The organism is Arsenophonus nasoniae DSM 15247, from assembly GCF_000429565.1.
GTDB classification, from domain to species: Bacteria; Pseudomonadota; Gammaproteobacteria; order Enterobacterales; family Enterobacteriaceae; genus Arsenophonus; species Arsenophonus nasoniae.
Map to the genome: position 1 here is coordinate 1 of NZ_AUCC01000030.1, position 17981 is coordinate 17981.

16 protein-coding genes and 1 tRNA gene are annotated in these 17981 nt (G+C 39.0%); all 17 read right to left on the reverse strand.

The window, feature by feature from the left end; genetic code table 11:
- Nucleotides 1-76 precede the first annotated feature (76 nt).
- Nucleotides 77-152: transfer RNA gene (locus tag G468_RS0108420), tRNA-Lys, on the reverse strand.
- Nucleotides 153-297: 145 nt separating this feature from the next.
- Nucleotides 298-1059, reverse strand: a complete 762-nt coding sequence (gene ybgF, locus G468_RS0108425) for a tol-pal system protein YbgF (RefSeq protein ID WP_026822756.1) — start codon at nucleotides 1057-1059, stop codon at nucleotides 298-300.
- A 9-nt stretch (nucleotides 1060-1068) separates the two neighbouring features.
- Nucleotides 1069-1566 carry a peptidoglycan-associated lipoprotein Pal gene (gene pal, locus G468_RS0108430; protein ID WP_026822757.1) on the reverse strand — a complete coding sequence of 166 codons (498 nt, stop codon included), beginning with the start codon at nucleotides 1564-1566 and terminating at the stop codon, nucleotides 1069-1071.
- A 44-nt stretch (nucleotides 1567-1610) separates the two neighbouring features.
- Nucleotides 1611-2903, reverse strand: coding sequence for a Tol-Pal system beta propeller repeat protein TolB (gene tolB, locus G468_RS0108435; protein ID WP_026822758.1), 1293 nt, complete (start codon nucleotides 2901-2903; stop codon nucleotides 1611-1613).
- 133 nt (nucleotides 2904-3036) lie between these two features.
- Nucleotides 3037-4041 carry a cell envelope integrity protein TolA gene (tolA, locus tag G468_RS0108440; protein WP_026822759.1) on the reverse strand — a complete coding sequence of 335 codons (1005 nt, stop codon included), beginning with the start codon at nucleotides 4039-4041 and terminating at the stop codon, nucleotides 3037-3039.
- Between the two features lie 34 nt (nucleotides 4042-4075).
- Nucleotides 4076-4498, reverse strand: a complete 423-nt coding sequence (gene tolR, locus G468_RS0108445) for a colicin uptake protein TolR (protein ID WP_026822760.1) — start codon at nucleotides 4496-4498, stop codon at nucleotides 4076-4078.
- 17 nt (nucleotides 4499-4515) lie between these two features.
- Nucleotides 4516-5199 (reverse strand): Tol-Pal system protein TolQ, encoded by a 684-nt coding sequence (tolQ, locus tag G468_RS0108450; RefSeq protein WP_026822761.1) that lies wholly within the window; start codon nucleotides 5197-5199, stop codon nucleotides 4516-4518.
- Nucleotides 5196-5591: a tol-pal system-associated acyl-CoA thioesterase gene (gene ybgC, locus G468_RS0108455; protein WP_026822762.1), complete on the reverse strand. Its 396-nt coding sequence runs from the start codon at nucleotides 5589-5591 to the stop codon at nucleotides 5196-5198. Before ybgC ends, tolQ begins: the two co-directional genes overlap by 4 nt.
- A 112-nt stretch (nucleotides 5592-5703) precedes the next feature.
- Entirely contained in the window at nucleotides 5704-6003 is a 300-nt protein-coding gene (gene ybgE, locus G468_RS0108460) for a cyd operon protein YbgE (RefSeq protein ID WP_034249582.1), read from the reverse strand.
- 2 nt (nucleotides 6004-6005) lie between these two features.
- Complete coding sequence (gene cydX, locus G468_RS22880; RefSeq protein ID WP_071846865.1) at nucleotides 6006-6128, reverse strand: cytochrome bd-I oxidase subunit CydX; 123 nt, start codon at nucleotides 6126-6128, stop codon at nucleotides 6006-6008.
- Between the two features lie 12 nt (nucleotides 6129-6140).
- A complete protein-coding gene (gene cydB / locus G468_RS0108470) occupies nucleotides 6141-7280 on the reverse strand; it encodes a cytochrome d ubiquinol oxidase subunit II (protein ID WP_026822764.1) in 1140 nt (379 codons plus the stop codon).
- A gap of 17 nt (nucleotides 7281-7297) precedes the next feature.
- Nucleotides 7298-8863, reverse strand: a complete 1566-nt coding sequence (gene cydA, locus G468_RS0108475) for a cytochrome ubiquinol oxidase subunit I (protein WP_026822765.1) — start codon at nucleotides 8861-8863, stop codon at nucleotides 7298-7300.
- A 949-nt stretch (nucleotides 8864-9812) separates the two neighbouring features.
- Nucleotides 9813-10997, reverse strand: a complete 1185-nt coding sequence (locus G468_RS22400; protein WP_051297003.1) for a hypothetical protein — start codon at nucleotides 10995-10997, stop codon at nucleotides 9813-9815.
- A 572-nt stretch (nucleotides 10998-11569) separates the two neighbouring features.
- A complete protein-coding gene (sucD, locus tag G468_RS0108485; RefSeq protein WP_026822766.1) occupies nucleotides 11570-12445 on the reverse strand; it encodes a succinate--CoA ligase subunit alpha in 876 nt (291 codons plus the stop codon).
- A gap of 3 nt (nucleotides 12446-12448) precedes the next feature.
- Entirely contained in the window at nucleotides 12449-13615 is a 1167-nt protein-coding gene (sucC, locus tag G468_RS0108490) for an ADP-forming succinate--CoA ligase subunit beta (protein WP_026822767.1), read from the reverse strand.
- 135 nt (nucleotides 13616-13750) lie between these two features.
- Nucleotides 13751-14980 carry a 2-oxoglutarate dehydrogenase complex dihydrolipoyllysine-residue succinyltransferase gene (odhB, locus tag G468_RS0108495; protein ID WP_026822768.1) on the reverse strand — a complete coding sequence of 410 codons (1230 nt, stop codon included), beginning with the start codon at nucleotides 14978-14980 and terminating at the stop codon, nucleotides 13751-13753.
- Complete coding sequence (sucA, locus tag G468_RS0108500) at nucleotides 14977-17805, reverse strand: 2-oxoglutarate dehydrogenase E1 component (protein WP_026822769.1); 2829 nt, start codon at nucleotides 17803-17805, stop codon at nucleotides 14977-14979. The genes odhB and sucA overlap by 4 nt, the downstream gene beginning before the upstream one ends.
- Between the last annotated feature and the right edge of the window lie 176 nt (nucleotides 17806-17981).

The following is a 17981-nucleotide window of genomic DNA, read 5'->3' on the forward strand; positions in this document are numbered from 1 at the left end:
GCACAGCTTCTCATCCTGTACTCTTATTGCAATATATTATTTTAGTTTCTTTGAAAAGTAATAAGCGATCTTTAGATGGTGGGTCGTACAGGATTCGAACCTGTGACCAATTGATTAAAAGTCAACTGCTCTACCGACTGAGCTAACGACCCATCTGAAGTTACCTGAGGTGATGGCGGTGTATATTACTTATTTTTACTAAGGGTGCAATTGTTTTTTTACTGAATGAATTTAAATGCTTATTAATCACACAATTATCCCCGAAATAAACAGCAGTATACACTTCGGGGTTATTCATTAGAGTGATGCTAATTTTTTTTCTGCCAATTGCGCACTCGGACTGCCAGGATACGCTTTAATCACTTGTTGATAAACAACACGTGCTTTATCACTTTGCCCTTTTTCTTGCATCAATAACCCTACTTTATAAAGGGATTCTGCCCCTTTAGGTGAATTAGGGTAGTTTTTAACAACGGTAGCAAAATAAAAAGCCGCATCATCTTTATTTCCCTGATTATAATTTAACTGTCCAAGCCAATAATTAGCATTGGGCTGAAGATTAGATTTAGGGTAAGTTTTGATAAAATGCTGAAAAGAACTAATTGCCTGCGCAATTTGCTGTTTAGATTTACTCTTAATAGCAAGTGCAACTGCCGTATCATAGTCAGCCTTTTCACTCGCTGGTTTAGCTGTAGTAACAGCATTACTGCTATTATTACTGTCAGCATTAGCCTTCACCTTATTTGCACCTGTGGTCAATGAGTCCAACTGCATATAAAGATCTTTTTGTCGCTCAATAACTTGACTTAATTGATATTGGTTTTCTTGAATTTGGCCACGTAAGCTATCAATGTCCCGCTGCGCATCCGATAACTGCTGCTGAATTTGATATAATAATTGCCCTTGAGAATTAACCGCAGTCTCAATTTGAAGAAGACGATCACTGGTAGAGCCTGAGCCGACATTAATGATTGGCGCTTGGGCAATAGCGACTGCTGGAGCCGCTACGCCAACCAATAACGACAGAGTCAAATAAAGATGTCTGAAGTTACTGTTCATGTAATACTCTTAATATGCCAGTACCGCACGACGATTTTTAGCATATGCTGATTCGTCGTGACCTAGTACAGCCGGTTTTTCCTTACCATAAGACACGATAGCAATTTGCTCACCGTTGACGCCCTTGCTCTGCAAATACATTTTTACCGCATTAGCACGACGCTCACCAAGTGCAATATTATACTCTGGTGTACCCTTTTCATCTGCATGTCCTTCAACAGTAATCTTAACTGAAGGGTTACCACGCAGGAAAGTTGCATGTTGATCCAACAGTTGTGCATATTCTGGGGTGACATCGTACTTATCGAAACCAAAGTAAACAATGTTGTTACTTTGCAATTCTTGCATCTGCTGATGAGCTAATTGCTCCGCAGACAAGCTAGCGTTACTATCTGCTACATTGTTTTCAGTACCTGTCTTGTCATTGCCTTTTTTTGAGCTACATGCTGCAACGGCTAGCATAGGTAACGCTAACATTAGCCCTTTAAGCACTTTATTCAATTGCATCTTGTTCGATCCTTTAATAGTTATTACATACTTATTATTATGCATCACAAATACGGTGACCAGGCAGGAAATTTAACCTGTCCATCAGTCGCCGGCAGACGCGCTTTGAAACGCCCATCCGTTGATACCAATTGTAATACAGTCCCTAACCCTTGTGAGGAGCTATAAATTACCATAGTACCATTAGGTGCAATACTCGGCGTTTCATCTAGAAACGTATCCGTCAAATATTCAACGTTACCCGTTGCCAGATCCTGTTTAGCAATGTGCTGTTTACCATCACTCGAATTGACCATTACCATAAACTTACCGTCAGGGCTGACGCTTGCATCCTGGTTTTGTTTGCCTTCCCAAGTAATACGCTCTGGCACACCACCATTAATATTCAGTTTGTATATCTGTGGACGCCCAGCTTGATCAGAAGTATAAATAAGTGTCTGATTATCTGGCATCCAATTTGGTTCAGTATTGTTACTGCGACCATCTGTTATCTGGCGAGTTTGACCACTGGCCAAATCCATTACATACAGATTTAAACTGCCGCTTTTTGACAGAACAAAAGCCAGCTTGGTTCCATCAGGGGAAAAGGTAGGTGCGCCATTATGCCGCGGGAAAGACGCAATTTGGCGGACTTCACCCGTTGCTAACGTTTGTATAACCAACGCAGAACTACCGCTTTCAAAAGTTACATAAGCTAATTTTTCACCATCAGCTGACCAGGCTGGAGACATAAGGGGTTCGGGCGAGCGGTGGACAGTAAATTGATTATAGCCATCATAATCGGATACCCTTAATTCATAAGGAAACTTTCCACCATTGGTTTTCACTACATAAGCGATACGGGTACGAAATGCACCGCGGATACCGGTTAATTTGGCAAACACTTCGTCACTAATAGTATGTGCCGCATAGCGTAACCATTTTGCCGCCACTTTCAATTGATTTTGCGTTAATACGGCGCCAGGAGAATTCACCACATCAACCAATTGATAACTAATAATATACTGACCATCAGCAGCAGGTTGTACCTGGCCAACAACAACCGCATTAATGCCTAATGCCGTCCAAACATTGGGGGTGACTTCCGATGCGGTGGTTGGTTGTTGAGGCATATGGCTGGGATCAATAGGATTAAATTTACCGCTATTTCGTAAATCAGCCGCAACAATTTGTCCTACATTGTCGGGTAAAGTACCCGTTCCGGTCCATTTAAAAGGTACAATAGCAATAGGCTGTGCAGTATTGATACCTTGAGTAATTTCAATACGAATTTCTGCCTGAGCATATGCCGCCCATAGTATTAGAAAACCTAATAATAATTTAAATGCCTGCTTCATTTTTTCTCCCTTATCACGTATTCACGTCCGTAATAATTAGCTTAAATATTAACAAAGGTGAATACACAAAACCAGATAACTGAAAAACTTTTGTTAATTTTCCTAACCTTATGCTATTCATAACACTCATTTACTAAGGTTTGAAGACTAAAGTACTTCCCTGTTCATTAAATGCATCATAAATACTACGACTAGGCGGTTTAGGCATTATCGCTGTCTTGGCTGCACGTATCGCTGCGTCGCAGAGTGATTGATCATTTGCTGCGCTACTTTTAGCTGCAATACTAATTAACATGCCGTCAGGAGCAAGTTTTATGCTTAATTCGCATGTTTTGCCACGATAAATATCAGCATTATAAAATTTGCTCTGAATCGCGGCTTGGATCTTGCTCTGATAATTAGCCACGTCTGAACTGGATGCTCCACTTTTTCTATTTCCTCCTTCACCCGCCGCCGCTGCACCTCCGGTTTGCTGAGTAGGCTGTTGAGCAGTTAATCCACCAAGCAGATCTTCAACCGCAGCAGCCTGTTTGGCTGCATCGGCTTTTTTCTTGGCAGCTAGCGCCTTAGCGGCTTTTTCAGCTTTTTCTTTGGCCTCTGCTTGGGCTTTAACCTTGGCTATTTCAGCTTCTTTTTTAGCTTGCGCTTCTGCTTTTGCTTTTGCCTCTGCCTGCTCTTTTAGTAGCCGTTCTTGTTCTGCTTTAGCTTTAGCGGCAGCCTCTTCAGCAATTTTCTGCTGTTCTTTGGCATTTTTAGCCGCTTCTTCTGCTTGTTTGCGTTGTTGCTCGGCCTCTCGTTCTATTTTAATACGCTCCTCTTCAACCATTTTTAAGCGTTTTTGTTGTTCTTCCTGCTGTTTTTGTAGTTCTTCTTCTTGTTGTTGCAGACGTTTCTTACGCTCAGCATCGGCTTGTTTGGCACTAGTTTGCTGCCGTTGCAGTTGGTTATACTGTTCTATTACGGCACCGGGATCAACCATAATAGCATCAACTACTTCACCACCTTGACCGCCACCACCAAGTTTAATAATTTCATTCAATGAACCCAAAATAATAAAACTAAATAGTAAAACGTGAAGTATTATAGAGAGTACGACAGAGCGACTCAGTTTATTTTTTTGCTCTTTTGTCTTTCCCACAACAGATTTCCAAACCAGTAATTATGCAATTACATTAAATAGGCTGAGTCATAAAGCCAACCGATTTAATGCCAGCTTGATGAAGTATATTTAGCGCTTTAATAACTTCTTCATAAGGTACATCTTTAGCGCCGCCAATTAAAAAAATGGCCTGCGGATTTTTTACCAATGCGGCTTTTGTTATTGCCGCAATCTGTTCTGGCGGTAAAAGCTCTTCTCGATGACCATCAATAATGACACTGTATTGCCCTACGCCAGAAACTTCAATAATAATGGGTGGATTATCACTACCTGACACAATTTCTGATTGTGCCGCATCGGGTAATTCTACTTTCACACTTTGCGAAATAATCGGAGCCGTTGCCATAAAGATCAATAACAATACTAACAGTACATCCAATAAAGGAACGATGTTAATTTCAGATTTCAGTTCACGTTTATGTCGAGTCCGTGCCATCTCTCTGTTCTCCGCATTTATTGCTTTTCAGAAGCAAAAGCTTGACGATGCAAAATAGCTAAGAATTCTTCCATAAAATTGTCATAACTTTGTTCCAGTTTATTGACTCGCTGATTTAGTCGGTTATAAGCCATTACAGCTGGAATAGCGGCAAACAAGCCGATTGCCGTTGCAATTAATGCTTCAGCAATACCCGGAGCAACCATTTGTAATGTTGCCTGTTTAACCGAACCTAACGCGATGAAAGCATGCATAATTCCCCAAACGGTACCAAATAATCCAATATAAGGACTGATTGATCCTACCGTACCTAAAAAGGGAATATGTGCCTCCAATGATTCTAACTCACGATTCATTGATATTCGCATCGCTCTAGAGGCACCGTTCATCACGGCTTCAGGGGTATGAAGATTAGCTTGGCGTAAACGAGCAAATTCTTTAAAACCAGAATAGAAAATCTGTTCTGAACCGGTTAATGAATCACGCCGAGCCTGACATTCTTTATAGAGACGTGATAGCTCAATACCAGACCAAAAACGATCCTCAAATGCTTCCGTTTCTCGAGTTGCTGCATTTAAAATTTTGCTTCGTTGAATAATAATGGCCCAAGAAGCAATAGAGAATCCTATTAGGATCAACATAATTAGTTGAACCAAAAAACTCGCTTTAAGGAATAAATCTAAGATATTCATGTCAGTCACTGCTTAAACTCCGCGACAATAGACTCAGGAAGCCGGGTAGGCTTCATTTTAGATGTATCAATAGAAACAATAATTATTTCTGCTGTGCAAATTTCTTTTCTTTGTTGATTAATTAATCGGTGCAGAAAAGTCAATGATGTATGTTGAACATGGGTAATTTTTGTCTCAACGGTCAATAAATCATCCAATTTAGCGGGGTATAAATAGTCAATTGTCATTTTACGTACGACAAAAGCTAAATTTTCTTCTCGTAATTTCTGCTGTTCAAATCCTTTTTCTCGCAACATTTCCGTTCTAGCACGCTCGAAAAAATGTGCATAACGTGCATGATAAACTATACCTCCCGCATCTGTATCCTCGTAATAAACACGGATAGGCCAGCAAAACAGCATATTTTTACTCCCCTTGCTATCAATAAATTACCCCTCACTATACTTAAGTGAATCATCTATTGGAATGATTTATAAATAAAGTTACAAAAAAATAGTGAAATATAAACTTATTTTAAAAAATGAAACTCACTCGCAAGAAATAAAATAATCCGCCAGCCAGAATCAAAACAGCAGGTAATGGATAAAAAAAATAACGCCAAAACGCTTTTTTAGGTAAAAACCCAATACCAAAAATTATTCCACTACAGGTTGCCCAAATTAGCAATAATCCCTGCCATGTAGCAAGAGAACTGGTATTTGAGGCAAATAATGTTGGATCCCAGAGAACACAAAAAGCCATGGCAAATGCCATAAAGAGAATAAGGATCCGAAACGGACCCTTATTCATTAATCTGTAGATTTTATCTACCATTATCATTCACCAGTATGGTTAGCTTTGTTAGCCGCATTAGCTTCAACCTGCTCAATAGCCAGAGCTGCAATGACAGCGAAACTACAAGCAAGTAGCGTTCCTAAAATCCAAGCAAAATACCACATGCTATTCGCTCCTTAATATAATGAATGCTTGTTATTTTCAATATGCATTTTGTCAATGCGACCAAACATTTTGTAATAACACCAAATTGTATATGCCAGTATTATTGGCACAAAAATGATAGCAACAACTGTCATCACTTGTAATGTAAATAAGCTTGAAGTGGCATCCCAAATCGTCAAACTGGCATTAGGCTGTATACTGGAAGGCATAATGAATGGGAACATACTAATGCCGAAAGTTAAAATGATACATGCAATGGTCAGTGATGAAAATAAAAATGCCCAGCCGGCTTTATTAAGTTTGGTACCTAAGATAGTCAATATTGGAAAAATTAAGCCCAGTACAGGTAATGCCCATAAGCTGGGATGATGATTAAAATTAACCAACCATGCCCCTGCTTCTCTTGCTACTTCTTTATGTAGCGGATTAGAAACAGCATAGGTATCAATGCTACTTTTAATCGCATAACCATCAATCCCATATATCAACCAAAAGCCAGCACCTGCAAAAGTGATTAAGGTTAAAAAAGCGGTGAGATAAGTGATATTACGTGAACGTAAATGTAATTCACCTAGCGTGCGCATTTGAAGATAAGTCGCGCCTTGGGTAATTATCATCATTATAGAAATAATGCCCGCTAATAAACCATAGGGATTGAGTAAGCCCAAGAAAGAACCAGTATAATTCAAATACAATTGGTCATTGACTGCAAAAGGAACACCCTGTAACAAATTGCCAAAAGCAACACCAATGATCAGCGGAGGAACAAAGCTACCAATAAATATGCCACGATCCCACATATTACGCCATTTGGCGTTCTCAAGCTTTGAACGATAGTCAAACCCTACTGGTCTGAAAAATAGTGACGCCAAGACTAATATCATGGCAACATAAAAACCGGAGAATGCTGCTGCATAAACCATCGGCCAAGCCGCAAATAGGGCTCCACCCGCAGTCACTAGCCAAACCTGATTACCATCCCAATGCGGTGCAATTGAATTGATCATGATGCGACGTTCAGTATCTGTTTTTCCCATAAAGGGTAATAAGATACCAACCCCCATATCAAAACCATCAGTCACGGCAAAACCGATCAGCAACACACCAATCAGTAGCCACCAGATAAATCTTAGAACTTCATAATCAAACATGAATGGACTCCTGTTTACTAAGCGTCTTGGGCTGAAATATTTTGTTGCTCATAATGATAACGACCTGTTTTAAGGCTACTCGGCCCTTTACGTGCAAATTTGAACATTAAGAACAATTCAATAACCAAGAACAAAGTATACAGACCACATATTAGCGCCATCGAAAAAATTAGATCTGCACTGCTTAATGATGAATGCGCAACCGCTGTCGGTAAAATTTCACCAATTGCCCACGGTTGGCGGCCATATTCAGCAACAAACCAACCGGATTCAACGGCAATCCATGGTAACGGAATACCAAACATAGCTAACCGCAAAAGCCATTTTTTTTCGCCAATACGGTTACGAATAACAGACCAAAATGATAAGCCAAAAATAAGTAACATTAGGAAGCCACAAGCGACCATAATGCGAAACGCCCAGAATAGCGGTCCAACTTTAGGAATACTATCTTTGGCTGCCGCTTTAATATGTTCTTCGCTGGCATCAACAACATTAGGTGTATAGCGTTTTAACAATAATCCATAACCAAGATCTTTTTTATTTGTATTGAATGCTTTTCGTATAGCAGGATCGTTATCACCAGCCTGTAATCGTTTTAACAGGGCATAGGCTTTTATACCATTACGGATACGAACTTCATGTTGCGCCATTAAATCTTTTAAACCTAAAACCGGCGTATCGATAGAACGGGTGGTAATAATTCCCATTAACCATGGAATTTCCACTGCGAATTCGTTTTTCATTTTTTCGCTATTAGGTATAGCAATAAGATTAAATGAGGCCGGCGGTGGTTGGGTTTCCCATTCAGCTTCAATAGCGGCTAACTTGGTCTTCTGTACATCACCCATTTCATAGCCCGACTCATCACCCAACACTATAACTGACAATACTGAGGCGATACCAAAACTTGCTGCTATCGCGAAAGAACGTTTAGCAAAGGGTCGATCACGACCTCTGAGTAAGTAATAAGCACTAATGCCTAAGACGAACATGGCACCCGTACAATAACCTGCGGCAACGGTATGAACAAATTTAACTTGTGCCACGGGATTTAAAACTAATTCTGAAAAACTGAGTATTTCCATCCGCATAGTTTCAAAGTTAAAATCAGAAGCAATCGGGTTTTGCATCCAACCATTAGCAACTAAGATCCATAGCGCAGAAAAATTAGAACCCAGCGCAACCAGCCATGTACTAGCTAAATGTTGGGTTTTACTTAAACGATCCCAGCCAAAAAGAAATAAACCAAAAAATGTTGACTCCAGGAAGAACGCCATTAATCCTTCAATTGCCAATGGCACACCAAAAATATCACCAACATAATGGGAATAGTATGACCAGTTAGTTCCGAATTGGAATTCCATGGTCAAACCGGTTGCAACACCTAAGGCAAAGTTAATAGCAAATAACTTACCCCAGAATTTGGTCATATCTTTATATATCTGTTTACCTGAAATAACATATACCGTTTCCATTATGGCTAGTAAAAATGACATACCAAGTGTTAATGGCACAAACAGGAAATGATACATTGCAGTTAAGGCAAACTGTAAACGGGACAGTTCGACAATATCAAACATCTTGACTCCTTGCTCCTAGCAGGAAGACACCGACTTGCGGCGACCTGACTTTCATAATGCAAAGATGAAAGCCTCATAACTACCAGCTTTATACATCTTAAAATAACGATAAAAAATTTATCAAAATATAACAAACATCTTAATAATAGTACTCTTATATACACTTATAATAAATAGCTTTAATACGATTAAGATTGAAATTTTACGACTAAATCAACATACCGCTACATTTGAATACTAGCTAAATTTGATCTGTGCCAATTTTATTGAAAAATGAAAATAAAACCTATGTTATCGTTTGATTTAAATCAATTTTTATTAAAATTATCAATATATTAAAAAGCGACTTATTGTTCAGTACATGTTAATAAAATAGGCAATAATTCAAGCTAACAATTTAGCAGTTAGATGGCTTGGAACAACGATCTAAAACATTACTTAACAAACCAGAAATAGGATCTTTTCAATCCGTATAACATCATTTTTGCTATTAAAAAACTAAGTTTACCAACATTTCTCACAGCCTAAAGATAAAAAAGCCACTATCTATAGTGGCTTTTACTAATCATAGTATGAATCAGGTTATTTACTAGTCACTAATTGCTTATCGGCTGCAGTAATTTCAGCTAAACTTACGAACCGTTTTTATCCCTGCCGCGGCGAAAACAGTAAACCTTCATCTGCAATATCCTGCCACCAACCATTGCTCGTCATTATCTCGATGAAAAAACGGCTCAATGGGCAAAGTTTGTAAATTTATTCCCATTAAAAGTGTAAGCAGCAAAGTGAACGCCGCTATATCGATACACTACCGATTGCCAGTAAACTAAAAAAACCAGCGTAGTTGCATGCTGAATTTTTGCAAGACAGATAGCCTGACTGATGCTATCGCGTTTAACCAAGCCCTGATCATTAGGTTTTTTTATTGTGTTGAAAAGCTTAACTTAAACTAAACAATAGCCGGTACATCAAAATGCTCTTTGTTGTCGAAAGTTAATTCGATATTTCCTTCATTACCGTAACTGTCAACAACCTTAATAACAGGATTATTAATTACATCTTTCCAGCCTTGTTGATATATATTACTGCTAACCGGAATGGTATTTTTAAATAAAATTAAGTTAACAGCAGCACTTTTATCATCGATATATTCTTTTCTTACTTTTGGATTACACAGATATTGTGTAGGATAACTGCTAGCGTTATTATTTAGTATGTAAAAACCATCAATATCAATAATATCGTTCATTGAATACCATAAATTAACCTGATAACTATTTTCCTTATATTTTCCAATAACTGCGCAAGGATAATGAGGCTCCCTAAAAATAGAAAAACATTTAAAAACACGAGGTGTTTTCCAAACACTCATTTCCTGGCTTATATCCAAATTTTTTATCGGTCTATAAGTAATAGTATGTTCTTTAAAAAAATTATTCATTCCTGTTTCTTTACTAGGAAAAATTTTGATAATTGAATTCATTATTTTTCCTTTAATAGAAGAAGAACCGCTACTAGTATTATATGTTTGACAATCTAAATCAGCTATCTCAGACAATAGTCCTGCTTCTATCATAATGTTATTTTTATCACTATAACGTATAGGTTCTTTGGCAATAATAGTAATATTTTTCGGGTTTTTAAATTCACTGCCATCTTTGCCACTTGGGCCATTTTTAGTCGATGTGCCAAATTGAGACGTATTAAATTTACCTACACCCGGAATGTCAACACCACCGGCAATAACAGCCCCGTTATCCTGTCTGTCACAGGAAACAAACTTATGGATACTGATAAAACCGTCATCCATGACTTCAATTTTTTCATGCAAAGCATCGGCGCTTTGGATATATTCAATCACTTTGTTATATCCATTGTCTTTGTCGGATATTTTCCAGCCCGATTTCAGGTCATTACCCGAAAAAAAGTCACAAAGGAAAATATGTTCTCTTATATCCTCTTCTCTTAATGAAATAGGTGAAAGATTTTTATCTACTATACGTAGAGTAACCATAACCTCTACTTGATTTCTACCATTACCATAAATTGCAGCTTTATTATTAACCGAATTTGGAAAATCAATACTCAAATGGGTTAGGCGATAAAAATCATCCCAAATATTAGATGAACTCATAACAACCTCCAGAAATAAAAAATAAAGAAAATTTTTTTGCAATAAATTTAATTAAAGAACTTTTTAAATTCTTTATTTTTATGTTCACATAATATTTTATACTTTCCTATTTAATAAAAAATAAAAATCATGATAAATAAATTTCACTTAAGTAACAAATGGTTAGATTTAAAAAATTATTATATTTATGTTAAAAATAATATAAATTTATATTTATTAAAGTAAAATAAAATTATGATATTAAATGTTAACCGTTTTTTATTTTATGGCTGTTTTGATAGCCGCATATAATTGAATTATTTTTGATTACTGCTCTATGAGATTTAAGCCTCATAAATATAATTGATAAATATTTATTTGACTGATTTTTTATATAAAAACTAAACAATAGAATTCAGGCTATAGCAGAAGGGCATATATACCCTAAAATAAGGGGTCAATATCTTGAGGTGTAAATCGTAAAGTGGATAAAATGTGGATGATGTTAAAAAATCCATTTATACATCAATAAGTTATATAGCCAAAAAAGCCACTATCTATAGTGGCTTTTACTAATCATAGTATGAATTAGGTTATTTACTCGTCACTAATTGCTTAACGGCTGCACCAATCTCGGCTAAACTACGAACCGTTTTTACCCCTGCTGCTTCTAGAGCAGCAAACTTCTCATCTGCAGTACCTTTACCGCCAGCAATGATGGCGCCAGCATGGCCCATACGCTTACCTTTAGGTGCTGTTACGCCAGCAATATAGGCAACAACTGGTTTTGTGATATGTTGTTTGATATAAGCGGCCGCTTCTTCCTCCGCTGTACCACCAATTTCACCAATCATAACGATAGCTTCAGTTTGTGGATCTGCCTGGAATAGTTTCAATATATCAATAAAATTTGAACCAGGAATAGGATCACCACCAATACCAACACAAGTAGATTGGCCTAATCCTGCATCCGTTGTCTGCTTAACGGCTTCATATGTTAACGTGCCAGAGCGTGATACAATACCGACTTTACCGGCTTTGTGGATATGTCCGGGTTGGATACCAATTTTACATTCACCCGGTGTAATAATACCCGGACAGTTTGGCCCGATCATTCGTACCCCAGTTTCATCTAACTTTGCTTTCACGATTAGCATATCTAACGTGGGGATCCCTTCTGTAATGGTAATAATCAGTTTGATGCCACTATTGATCGCTTCAAGGATCGAATCTTTACAGAATCGCGCAGGAACATAAATTACCGATGCCGTTGCGCCTGTTGCTTTTACCGCTTCACGTACGGTATTAAAAACCGGTAAGCCTAAATGAGTTGTACCACCTTTACCTGGCGTTACACCACCGACCATTTTTGTCCCATAAGCAATCGCCTGCTCTGAGTGAAAAGTTCCTTGACTACCGGTAAATCCTTGGCAGATAACTTTAGTATTTTTATCAATTAAAATAGACATTACTTATTTCGCCTCCGCTGCTGCTACTGCTTTTTCTGCCGCATCGGTCAAACTGGTTGCCGCCGTGATCTTTAGGCCACTATCCGCTAACTTTTGCGCTCCTAGCTCAGCATTATTGCCTTCAAGACGAACAATGACCGGGACTTTTACCCCAATTTCTTTAACTGCGCCAATAATACCATCAGCAATCAAATCGCAGCGAACAATGCCACCAAAAATATTAACCAAAACGGCGCTAACATTTTCATCAGATAAGATAATTTTAAATGCTTCTGTTACACGTTCCTTCGTTGCCCCACCACCGACATCGAGAAAATTAGCCGGAGCGCCACCATGCAACTTGACAATATCCATGGTTCCCATGGCTAAACCAGCCCCATTAACCATACAACCAATATTGCCATCTAAAGCAACATAGTTTAACTCCCATTCTGATGCATGAGCTTCACGCGGATCTTCCTGAGAAATATCACGCAGCTTCTGTAATTCTGCTTGGCGATAGAGTGCATTACTATCCACACTAAGCTTGCCATCCAGACAAATTAAATCCCCTTGCTTAGTTATGACCAGGGGATTAATCTCGATTAACGCCAGATCACGCGCGAGAAAAATTGTCGCTAATCCGATAAATAGGTTGCTAAACTGCTCGACTTGTTTACCGCTCAACCCTAACTTGAAAGCAAGCTCTCGTGCTTGATAAGGCATAGGGCCAGTTAAAGGGTCAATAATGGCTTTATGAATAAGTTCCGGTGTCTGTTCTGCGACTTTTTCAATTTCAACCCCACCTTCAGTAGATGCCATAAAGACAATCCGACGAGTGGCACGATCTATTACCGCCCCCAAATAAAGCTCTTTATCAATATCCGTTGCTGCTTCTACTAAAATTTGATTAACAGGCTGTCCATGGGCGTCGGTTTGGTAAGTTACTAAGCGTTTTCCTAACCAATTTTCAGCAAAAAGCCGGACTTCGTCGCGATTATTAACCACTTTCACACCACCCGCTTTACCTCGGCCACCCGCATGCACCTGACACTTTGCCACCCAAGGACCATTACCCAATTTTGTCGTGGCATCTTCTGCCTCTTTTACTGTTTTACAAGCATAACCGGTCGGTACTGGCAAACCATAATCCGCAAGCAGCTGTTTTGCCTGATATTCGTGTAAGTTCATGATGCTCTATCCATAATTTAGCCTGACAGAGACATAACAAGTCTCTATCTATTTTTATCTAAACATTGGTCAATAAAAAATTAACCAAGCTTTACACTCCAGACTGAGTAAATAACTTCACTCTAATTTGGTTATCTAGATGTCTAACAATAAACGAGCTGGATCTTCCAACATATCCTTTATTGTCACCAAAAAGCTAACAGACTCACGTCCATCAATTAAACGGTGATCATAAGAAAGCGCTAAATACATCATTGGCAAGATTTCGATTTTACCATCAACAGCCATCGGCCTATCTTTAATAGCATGCATACCTAAAATTGCACTTTGCGGCGGATTAATAATCGGGGTTGACATTAAAGAGCCAAAAACACCACCGTTAGTAATGGTAAAGTTTCCACCAGTCAATTCTTCAACCGTTAATTTGCCGTCACGTCCCTTAACTGCCAACTCTTTAATACGCTTTTCAATTTCTGCCATGCTCAGCGCATCTGCATCACGTAATACTGGTGTAACTAAACCTCTCGGCGTGGAGACAGCAATGCTAATATCAAAATAACTGTGATAAAGCACATCTTCACCATCAATAGAGGCGTTCACTTCAGGATAACGCTTTAACGCTTCAACAACCGCTTTCACATAGAAAGACATAAAACCTAAGCGCACACCATGCCGTTTTTCAAAACTTTCACCATAATGTTTCCGCAAATCAAAAACTGGCTTCATATTGACTTCATTAAAAGTAGTCAACATGGCGGTATTGTTTTTCGCTTCCAGTAAACGTTCTGCAATGCGTTTACGTAAACGTGTCATTGGTACACGTTTTTCACTTCGATGTGAAGATGTTGATGATGTCGTTGTAGATGCATCATTTTGCTGCTTAATCGATCTGTTTTCGCTCGCTGTTGATTGGTTTTTAATATATTTCTCAACATCATCACGCGTTATACGCCCCCCTACACCGCTACCTTTGATATTGGCCGAGTTTAAATCATGCTCGGCAATTAAACGACGAACAGCCGGTGTTAATACATTATGACTCTCTTCTTCAAGACTAGCAGTTTGACGTTTCGCTGGTGCGGACTCAGTCGTCTCTTTTACCTCAGCCGGAATTCCCGTACTATCACTAAGCTTTATGCGACCTAATAGTTGTTTAGATAGAACTGTGGCTCCCTCTTCTTCCAAAATTGATTCCAATACACCTGAATCTGCTGCTGGTACTTCGAGTACAACTTTATCCGTTTCAATTTCCACTAGCACTTCATCGCGCTCTACCTGATCACCTGGTTTCTTGTGCCAAGTTGCCACTGTAGCATCAGCAACAGATTCAGGAAGATCAGGAACAAGAATTTCTATGCTACTCATTTTCTATCCTTTAATTTATTTACTTTTAGTGCATCATCAACCAATGCTTTTTGCTGTTCTTGATGAACAGATGCGTAACCTACGGCGGGTGAAGCAGATGCAGGGCGCCCCGCATAACTTAATAATGAACCTTTTGGAATTGCTTCCCGGATATTATGTTGACTACAATACCATGCACCCTGATTAAGAGGCTCCTCTTGACACCAAACAAAATCACGCACATGTGCATAAGGTTCCAGCGCTGTTTCTAAATCTTTATGGGGGAATGGATATAATTGTTCAATACGAATAATAGCCAGATTTTTTTGTTTGTTTTCACGACGTTGTTCAAGTAGATCATAATAAACTTTACCTGAACATAAAACGACTCGTTTGACTTTTTTCGCATCTATTGAATCAACTTCACTAATAACTTGCTGGAATTCACCATTTGCTAACTCTTCCAAACTAGAAACCGCAAGAGGATGGCGCAGTAATGACTTGGGTGACATAACAATCAATGGACGCCGCATATTACGAAGTATCTGACGACGGAGCATGTGATAAACCTGAGCGGGAGTAGACGGAACACAGACTTGCATATTTTGTTCCGCACATAATTGTAAATAACGCTCTAGACGGGCAGAGGAGTGCTCCGGACCTTGGCCCTCATAACCATGGGGTAACAACATCACTAATCCACACATGCGCCCCCATTTCTGTTCACCAGAACTAATAAACTGATCAATAACCACCTGCGCCACATTGGCAAAATCACCAAATTGAGCTTCCCAAATAGTCAAGACCCGTGGTTCTGCGGAAGCATAACCATATTCAAAAGCAAGTACCGCTTCTTCAGACAAAACGGAGTCCCATACGTCAAATATTCCTTGATTTTCACGTATATTAGCCAGAGGGACATACACTGAACCATTGGTTTGATTATGTATAACTGCATGGCGATGAAAAAACGTACCGCGACCGGCATCTTCACCGGATAAACGAACTTGTATGCCTTCATCGACTAATGTTGCATAAGCTAAAGTTTCTGCTGCTCCCCAATCGAGTAGTTTTTTACCGCTCGCCATTACCTGACGATCACTATAAATTTTTTCAACCCGAGGCTGCATGACAATCTCTGCCGGAATAGTACTTAAACGTTTAGCCAAATCTTGCAGTCGTTTCTTTTTAACTTTGGCAGGGTAAGCATCACTCCATTCATGATTTAAATAAGGTTTCCAGACCGAATAGTTAGTTCCCATTGGACGCCATTCTTCAACGACACAATCACCGTGATCTAATTTATCACGATAGAGATTAACCATTTCAGTTACTTCATCGCTAGTGACTGTCTTTTCCGCTATTAATTTATCGGCATAAATTTTACGCGGTGTAGCATGTTTTTTTATTTTTTGATACATAATTGGCTGAGTAGCACTCGGCTCATCCGCCTCATTATGACCATGTCGACGATAACAAACTAAATCAATGACAACATCGCGTTTAAACTTATTGCGAAAATCTAATGCCAGTCGAGTAACAAAAGCAACCGCTTCGGGATCATCGGCATTGACATGAAAAATAGGTGCTTGCACCATTTTCATGATATCAGTGCAATATTGTGTTGAACGTGCATCTTTAGGATTGGATGTGGTAAAACCGATTTGATTATTAACCACAACCCGCACTGTACCACCAACCTCAAAACCACGAGCCTGAGACATATTCAGCATTTCCTGAACCACTCCCTGGCCAGTTACCGCTGCATCACCATGGATAGTAATGGGCAGTACCATATTACTACGACCTTCATCTAAACGATCACGACGTGCACGGACAGAACCAATGACTACTGGACTAACTATTTCTAAATGTGATGGATTAAAAGCTAAAGCTAAATGAACCAAAGCGCCTTCTGTTTTAAAATCAGAAGAAAAACCCTGATGATATTTAACATCACCAGTTCCTAAATGATCTTTATGTTTACCGGCAAATTCATCAAACAGATCTTTTGGTTGCTTACCTAAAATGTTAACTAAAACATTTAATCGCCCACGGTGCGCCATACCCAATACCACTTCACGCGTATCCTGTTGACCTGCATGACGGATCAAATCCTTTAGCATCGGAATGAGTGAATCGCCTCCTTCTAGGGAAAAACGTTTTGCGCCAGGAAATTTTGCGCCCAAGTAGCGCTCTAATCCCTCAGCAGCAGTTAACTCTGATAAGAAGCGGATTTTTTCTTGTTTGCTAAATTGTTCGCTAACCGGCGTGGCTAGTTCTAGGCGCTGTTGGATCCAACGTTTCTCTTCAGTATTGGTAATATGCATGTATTCAGCACCAATAGAAGCGCAATAAATACGCTTCAGTGCCGTATACAGCTCACTTAATTTCATTGTTTCCTGGCCAATAGCAAAAGAACCAACATTGAACGTTTTTTCAAAATCAGCATCAGTTAAATCATGAAATGCAGGATCTAAATCAGGCACAGTTTCTTGTTTCCATAGCTCTAATGGATCAAGATTTGCATTTTGATGTCCTCTAAAACGAAATGCGTTTATTAATTGGAGGACTTTAACTTGCTTGGCATCCAAAGACGGATCACTAACCGAAGTTTGATAACGTGTAGAATCTTTCGCCAATGAACGAAAATATTCACGTGTTTTAGTATGGGAGTATTCACCGTTGGAGCTTGCACCTGGTAGTTTATCAAAAATGTCTCGCCAGTCTGCATTAACGGAATTAGGGTCAATTAAGTAGTCTTCATAAAGCTGTTCGATATAAGACTGATTTGCACCAGCTAGAAAACTTGAATCTAGCCAGTCCTTCATTACGCCGTTGTGCATTGTGATCCCTTAAGCCTATAGGCTTTAGTTTTCGTCGTAGTTAACAGTACCGTTTTTATATAGACGGTTTCAATAAAGATTCTTTGAACGTGTTCTATGCACGATTATTAATAAAGGGGGCTATTTATTAAATTCCCCTTATTATAAGAACCTTTAAAAACCGTAACCGGTTTTTA

Coding starts and splice junctions, on each gene's coding strand:
- cydX (WP_071846865.1), bottom strand. CDS start 6,128: ATGTGGTATTTTGCTTGGATTTTAGGAACGCTACTTGCTTGTAGTTTC.
- ybgF (WP_026822756.1), bottom strand. CDS start 1,059: ATGAACAGTAACTTCAGACATCTTTATTTGACTCTGTCGTTATTGGTT.
- tolR (WP_026822760.1), bottom strand. CDS start 4,498: ATGGCACGGACTCGACATAAACGTGAACTGAAATCTGAAATTAACATC.
- ybgC (WP_026822762.1), bottom strand. CDS start 5,591: ATGCTGTTTTGCTGGCCTATCCGTGTTTATTACGAGGATACAGATGCG.
- sucC (WP_026822767.1), bottom strand. CDS start 13,615: ATGAACTTACACGAATATCAGGCAAAACAGCTGCTTGCGGATTATGGT.
- ybgE (WP_034249582.1), bottom strand. CDS start 6,003: ATGGTAGATAAAATCTACAGATTAATGAATAAGGGTCCGTTTCGGATC.
- pal (WP_026822757.1), bottom strand. CDS start 1,566: ATGCAATTGAATAAAGTGCTTAAAGGGCTAATGTTAGCGTTACCTATG.
- odhB (WP_026822768.1), bottom strand. CDS start 14,980: ATGAGTAGCATAGAAATTCTTGTTCCTGATCTTCCTGAATCTGTTGCT.
- sucA (WP_026822769.1), bottom strand. CDS start 17,805: ATGCACAACGGCGTAATGAAGGACTGGCTAGATTCAAGTTTTCTAGCT.
- cydB (WP_026822764.1), bottom strand. CDS start 7,280: ATGTTTGATTATGAAGTTCTAAGATTTATCTGGTGGCTACTGATTGGT.
- G468_RS22400 (WP_051297003.1), bottom strand. CDS start 10,997: ATGAGTTCATCTAATATTTGGGATGATTTTTATCGCCTAACCCATTTG.
- sucD (WP_026822766.1), bottom strand. CDS start 12,445: ATGTCTATTTTAATTGATAAAAATACTAAAGTTATCTGCCAAGGATTT.
- tolB (WP_026822758.1), bottom strand. CDS start 2,903: ATGAAGCAGGCATTTAAATTATTATTAGGTTTTCTAATACTATGGGCG.
- cydA (WP_026822765.1), bottom strand. CDS start 8,863: ATGTTTGATATTGTCGAACTGTCCCGTTTACAGTTTGCCTTAACTGCA.